The 6,230-nt window shown below is 69.0% G+C and carries 5 protein-coding genes; 4 read left to right on the forward strand and 1 reads right to left on the reverse strand.

The window, feature by feature from the left end:
- On the reverse strand, positions 1–1,546 hold a 1,546-nt coding region (locus tag VD972_RS33935), incomplete at its 3' end, for a ribonuclease R family protein (protein WP_324992950.1).
- Between the two features lie 128 nt (positions 1,547–1,674).
- Between VD972_RS33935 and VD972_RS33940 the strand changes: the two genes are divergently transcribed.
- From VD972_RS33940 to VD972_RS33955, 4 genes are all read left to right on the forward strand, one after another.
- The gene (locus VD972_RS33940; RefSeq protein WP_324992951.1) at positions 1,675–2,571 is read left to right on the forward strand and encodes a zinc metalloprotease; all 897 of its coding nucleotides are present in this window, start codon (positions 1,675–1,677) and stop codon (positions 2,569–2,571) included.
- Between the two features lie 180 nt (positions 2,572–2,751).
- The gene (locus tag VD972_RS33945) at positions 2,752–4,599 is read left to right on the forward strand and encodes a discoidin domain-containing protein (RefSeq protein ID WP_324992952.1); all 1,848 of its coding nucleotides are present in this window, start codon (positions 2,752–2,754) and stop codon (positions 4,597–4,599) included.
- A 277-nt stretch (positions 4,600–4,876) separates the two neighbouring features.
- The gene (gene nrfH / locus VD972_RS33950) at positions 4,877–5,374 is read left to right on the forward strand and encodes a cytochrome c nitrite reductase small subunit (protein WP_324992953.1); all 498 of its coding nucleotides are present in this window, start codon (positions 4,877–4,879) and stop codon (positions 5,372–5,374) included.
- 20 nt (positions 5,375–5,394) lie between these two features.
- On the forward strand, positions 5,395–6,230 hold an 836-nt coding region (locus VD972_RS33955; protein WP_324992954.1), incomplete at its 3' end, for an ammonia-forming cytochrome c nitrite reductase subunit c552.

The following is a 6,230-nucleotide window of genomic DNA, read 5'->3' on the forward strand; positions in this document are numbered from 1 at the left end:
AGTCCCGGCGGCCGCGCAGGTACTGTTTGATCGTCCGGTGGACGATCAGATCCGCGTACCGCCGGATGGGCGAGGTGAAGTGCAGGTACCACTTCGCCGCCAGGCCAAAGTGCCCCGAGGGCACCACCGTGTACCGCGCCAGCCCCAGCGAGCGCCGCAGCACCGAGCGCAGCGCCGGCTCCGCGGTGCAGCCGGAGATCTGCCGATCGAACGCGCCCAGCGCCAGCGGCGTCAGCCGGCCGCCGAAGCCCGCCGCAAAGCCCGAGTGCTGCGCGAAGGCCGCCAGGTCTGCCACCCGCTGCGGATCCGGCTCATCCTGGATGCGGTAGAGGGCGGGCAGCCCGCGCGCCAGCATCCACTCGCCGATGGCTTCGTTGGCGGCCACCATGAAGCGCTCAATCATCTTGTGCGCCGACGTGGGCGGGACGTTCTCGATGCCGGAGACCTGGCCCGTCTGCGTGTCGAAGGTGAAGCGCGCCTCCTCGCGCGCCATCTCGATGCCGCCGCGCCCCGCCCGGGCCACCGCCAGTCGCGCCGCGGCCGCGCGGAACCACGGCATGGCCTCACGCACCGGCTCCATGGCCTCGGAGACGATGCCCCGGTCCATGAAGTCCGCCACCTCGTCATAGTTCAGCCGCGCCCACGAGCGGATGAGGCTCTCGTACACGTCCGCCGCGGTGACGCGCCCCTCCGCGTCAATGCGCAGCTCCACCGTCAAGCACAGCCGCTCCTCGCGGGGCACCAGGCTCAGCCAGTTGGCGGACAGCTCCTCGGGCAGCATGGGCAGCACGTGTCCGGCCAGGTACACGCTGGTGGCACGCTCGCGCGCGGCCTGGTCCAGCACCGAGCCCTCCGTGACGAGCTCCGCCACGTCCGCGATGGAGACCAGCAGGCGCAGCGCTCCGTCCGCCCCCGCCGGCAGCACGGAGATGGCGTCGTCAATGTCCCGCGTGGAGGGCGCGTCCACCGTGACGGTGGGCAGCGAGCGCAGATCCCTCCGCGCGCCCAGCGCATGCGGCACGGCTCGGGCCGCACGCGCCGCCTCAATCACCTCGGGTGCGAAGTCCCGGCGCAGGCCATGGCGGGCGATGACACGCTCGATGGAGCGGTCCGCACCCGGCTCCAGCCTGTAGGCGAGCACCACCTTGCCCTCGGCCACCCGCGCCACCACCGCGTCCCCGTGCTGCACCGCGACGCCGCCCGGCTCCAGCGGCCAGTCGGTGTTCGCCACCTCCTTGTCGATGCGCAGGTACGGGGTGCCCTTGCGCAGCACCACCTCGCCGTAGACCAGCTCCCGCGTGCGCTGGACCAGAAAGAGCCCGCTCGCGGCCCATCTCCCGTCCGCGGCCTGGCTCACCGTCGCGGACACCACGTCCCCCGCCAGGAACGAGGACAGCTCCGGCGGCGGGATGAACGCGGAGAGCACCTCTCCGGAGGTCGGCGGCTGAGTCACCAGGAAGCCGAACCCTCGGGGGTGAATATCGACCCGCCCTCGCACAGAACCTGTGGAGGCGGGATTGCCTGTGAAAGAAGGAGGCTGAGACATGCTCTGGAAACCCTACCAATCAGATGAGTAGCTGAAACACAAAATTACAAGATAGACCGATTTGAGCGTTGACTTGTTCTGCTAAGGTGAATTATTCCTCTTCTCCCCCACTTTCTTAGGAGTCGGGAATGACGCGTCGCTTCAACTGGAAGAGCAGTCTGGTGGTCGGTGCCCTGTTTGCCCTCTCGGGTTGCACGGACATGGAGAGCAAGGAGGTTCAGCCAGCCCCTGTCGAGGAGCAGGCGGAGCGCCCGGCTCAGCGTGGTTGCGCCACGGAGAACCTGAGCCAGGCAGAGCTGGACAGGGTCGAGGAGATGCTGCGTGAGAACCGCAGCGCGTTCGCACTGCCGGTCGGCTCAGTTACCATCTCGGTCTACGCGCACGTCATCACCAACGGGACGGCGGGCAGCGTCGCCGACGCGATGATCGCCAACCAGATCTCCGTGCTGAACGCGGCCTACGCGAACACCCCGTTCCGCTTCAGCCTGGTCTCCACGGACCGCACCAGCAACTCCAGCTGGTACACCGCGGGCCCCGGCACGAGCGCCGAGGCGGCGATGAAGAACGCGCTGCGCAAGGGCACTGCGGACGACCTGAACATGTACATCAGCAACCCGGGTGGCGGTCTGCTCGGGTGGGCCACCTTCCCGTCCAGCTACGCCTCCAGGCCGAAGGATGACGGCGTGGTCATCCTCAACACCTCTCTGCCGGGCGGCAGCGCGGTGCCGTACAACCTGGGCGACACGGGCACCCACGAGGTGGGCCACTGGCTCGGCCTGTACCACACGTTCCAGGGCGGCTGCGCCCGGCAGGCCACGGGTGGCGATGGCGTGAGCGACACCCCGGCCGAGAAGTCCCCTGCCTACGGCTGCCCCGCGGGCCGCGACACCTGCACCAACCTGGCGGGTGCGGACCCCATCTACAACTTCATGGACTACAGCGACGACGCGTGCATGAACCAGTTCACCGCGGGTCAGACTGCCCGCATGGACTCCATGTGGACGACGTACCGCGCTGGCAAGTAGCCCGCGCCTGAGTCTCTAGAAGTTCCCGACGCCGGGGTGCATCCGCGCACTCCGGCGTCGTTCTTTTTGCAGGGCCGCCCGGGCGGAAGCCTGGAAGCTCAGCGAGCGGGGAGACGCCAGCGCGCGACACGACGGTTGTGGATGAAATGTTGGTCCACGAACCATGTTGGGCGTGCCGCGATGCGCAAATACCCCCTTATTGTTTCAGCAGGCCTTCTGGCGGTGTGGCTCTTCTCGGCGTGCGAGGACTCGACCCCTCCAAGCGAGCCTCCTCCCGTGGAGGCCCCGCTCCCGGAGCCGCAGGACACTCCCGCCCTGCTGATCGTGACGAACTGCCGCCTGCTGACGACGGCGGCCGTGAGCGCGAGCGGAGATGACGGCGCTGGCAGCGTGGCGGCGAACACCCAGGACGACAACCTGGGCACCCGCTGGAGCGGCTACGGCAAGGGCTCGTGGCTGCGGATGGATCTGGGCAGCGCGCAGTCGCTCGCGGGGGCGGCCGTGGCGTGGCACCTGGGCACCGTGCAGCTGAACCACTTCACGCTCTCCACCTCGGAGGACGGGGTGAGCTACACGCAGGTGTATGCGGGCGTCAGCGCGGCGAACACCCAGGCGCAGACGTACACGTTCAGTGCTCCGCGGCGGGCGCGCTACGTGCGCATCACCGTGAACGGCAACGCGCTCAATGACTGGGCCTCCATCACCGAGGCGCGCGCGTGCGGCGAGCAGACGGCCTCCCCCCCCTCGGAGGTGGACTCGGGGCCGGCGTTGCCGCGCCTGCCGTACTTGCAGAGCGTGGGCCCTACGAGCGCGATGGTGGCGTTCCGGACAGGCGTGTCGTGCACGCCCTTCGTGCGCTTCGGCCTGGGCGCGGACGTGTCCCAGACGGCGACGGCGACGGCGGCGGGCTGGCGGCACGCGGTGAAGCTGACGGGCCTGACGCCGGGGCAGACGTACAGCTACGTGGTCGAGGCGTGCGGCTCGGTCACCGGTGTCCGGCAGTTCCGCACCGCGCCTCCCGCGGGGACGACGCGCCTGCAGTTCACGGCGATGGGGGACTTTGGGACGGGGGGCTCGTTGCAGGCGCAGGTGCTGTCGCGGCTCGCGGAGCCGGGGCGGGCCGGGGAGCTGCTGGTGGCGCTGGGGGACAACGCCTACTCCTCGGGCACCGAGCAGGAGTTCCAGGATCGCCTGTTCAAGCCCATGGCGGCCTTGCTGCGGCAGGTGCCGCTGTTCCCCAGCCTGGGCAACCACGAGTACGTGACGAACCAGGGGCAGCCCTACCTGGACAACCTCTACCTGCCGGCCAACAACCCGGCGGGCACTGAGCGCTACTACTCGTTCGACTGGGGCCCGGTGCACTTCGTGGCGCTGGACTCCAACTGCGCCATCGGCCTGGCCTCGCCGGATCGCTGCACGCTGGCGGCGCAGAAGAGCTGGGTGGCGCAGGATCTGGCCGCCACGCGGCAGCCGTGGAAGGTGGTCTTCTTCCACCACCCGTCCTGGTCCAGCGGTGAGCACGGCTCCCAGCTGGCGATGCGGCGCGAGTTCGGTCCCCTCTTCGAGCAGTACGGGGTGGACCTGGCGCTCACGGGCCATGATCACAACTATGAGCGCTCCAAGCCGATGAAGGGGGAGGGTGTGGCACCCTCGGGTACGCGAGGCATCGTCTATGTGGTGGTGGGCAGCGGCGGCGCCACCCTGCGGAGCTTCCCAAGCTCGCAGCCGAGCTGGACGGCGTACCGCAACAACACGGATGTGGGGTACCTGGAGGCGACGGTGAACGGAGGCACGCTGAGCGCCCGGTTCCTCAACCCCAGCGGCACGGTGCGTGACAGCTTCACGCTGACGAAGACGCTGTCGGCCACGGTGGAGCCCGCGGTGGGGGTCTCGGCCTCGGCGCTGGAGACGCCTCCGGGGCCGGTGGATGATCCGGCGCAAGCGCCCGAGGGGCTGCGCTTCGAGAAAGAGCTGCCGCCAGCGGACAGCCGAGAGGCGGTGGCGGACGACGACGAACCGATGCGCTGAGCGCTGCCTCTTCCAGAGCCTCCGGCGGCGGACTCGTACCGAACCTGTCTGCTTGTCTGACAGGTTCGGTCCAGGCGCTGCCGCCCGCAGGCTCCCCCACCCACCTGACTGCTCTGCCCATGAAGACGGCCTGGCGCGAGTGTGGAGCGTGCAGCATCCAGCAGCCCACGGCGCTCGACGTGAGCTGACGGATAATCCGGCTCCTGCGGAGGCCAACCTCGGTGGTAAGGTCGACGCCACGGGGGCGGAGGCGAGCCTGGCGCTCCGCCGGACTCCTATGACCCGCTCCGTCCAACGCAGAGCTGTCCTCGTTCTCTGCATCCTCCTGGGGGGCGTGGTCGGAGCCGCGGGCTTCACCTTCACCTATGCCCAGGGGACGGCGTACCTGACGGATGACCCGGCGGCGTGCGCCAACTGCCACGTGATGACCGAGCAGTACGCGGGCTGGCGCAAGGCGAGCCACCACACTGTGGCCGTCTGCAACGACTGCCACGCACCGGAGGGCTTCCTGGGCAAGTACGCGACCAAGGCGCTCAACGGTTGGAATCACTCGGTGGCCTTCACCACCGGGGACTTCCCCGAGCCCATCCGCATCACCCCGCGCAACCGCGAGATCACCGAGGGGCAGTGCCGCTCCTGCCACGTGGACGTCGTCCAGGCCATCGATCCAGCACCGGCACCGCGCCACGCCCCGGCGAGCGGCACCGCCCACTCAGAAGAAGACCGGCCCTCCTGCATCCGCTGCCACCGCTCCGTGGGGCACCCCGAAGATTGAACTCCCAGAGGTGACGCACCGTGTCCTCGGCTTCTCCATCCGATACCACCCAGGGGCTCCGCCGCCGTGTCCTGGCGCTGTACATCGCCGTAGGGCTCTTCTCCGCGCTGGCCCTCGCGCTGGTGATCGCCCTGGCCATCAACATCTCCCAGCGCAAGCAGGAGGCGAAGAACCCGTTCTTCCGGGTGGTGGAGCTGACGGACGACACCGTGGACCCGGCAGTGTGGGGGAAGAACTTCCCGCTCCAGTATGATGGGTACAAGCGCACGGTGGATCAGGTGCGCACGCGGTACGGCGGCAGCGAGGCCGTGCCGCACACTCCCTCCCAGGCGGACCCGCGCTCCGTGGTGGCGCAGAGCCGGCTGGAGGAGGATCCTCGGCTGAAGACGATGTGGGCAGGCTATGCCTTCTCGAAGGACTTCCGCGAGGAGCGCGGCCACGCGCACATGCTCACGGATCAGACCTTCACCGAGCGCCAGCAGGTGACGCCGCAGCCGGGCACCTGCCTGAACTGCCACGCCTCCGTCTACAGCACGTACAAGCAGTTGGGGGGAGGAGATCTCACGAAGGGCTTCGAGCGGCTCAACGCGATGACCTACTCCGAGGCGCGCAAGCAGGTGGAGCACCCCGTGGCGTGCATCGACTGCCATGACTCGGCGACGATGCAGCTGCGCGTCACCCGGCCGGCCTTCATGGAGGGCCTGGCGCGGCTCAAGGCGGCACAGGGAATCCCAAGCTACGACGTGAACCGGGACGCCACGCGCCAGGAGATGCGCGCCTTCGTCTGCGGCCAGTGCCATGACGAGTACTTCTTCCAGGGCAAGGAGAAGCGCCTCACATACCCATGGGACAAGGG

It is taken from the genome of Hyalangium sp. (assembly GCF_035629615.1).
Classification (GTDB): Bacteria; Myxococcota; Myxococcia; order Myxococcales; family Myxococcaceae; genus Hyalangium.

What these genes read in the sequence shown, in the direction of transcription:
- nrfH (WP_324992953.1), top strand. Translation starts at nt 4,877, where the DNA reads ATGACCCGCTCCGTCCAACGCAGAGCTGTCCTCGTTCTCTGCATCCTC.
- VD972_RS33945 (WP_324992952.1), top strand. Translation starts at nt 2,752, where the DNA reads ATGCGCAAATACCCCCTTATTGTTTCAGCAGGCCTTCTGGCGGTGTGG.
- VD972_RS33940 (WP_324992951.1), top strand. Translation starts at nt 1,675, where the DNA reads ATGACGCGTCGCTTCAACTGGAAGAGCAGTCTGGTGGTCGGTGCCCTG.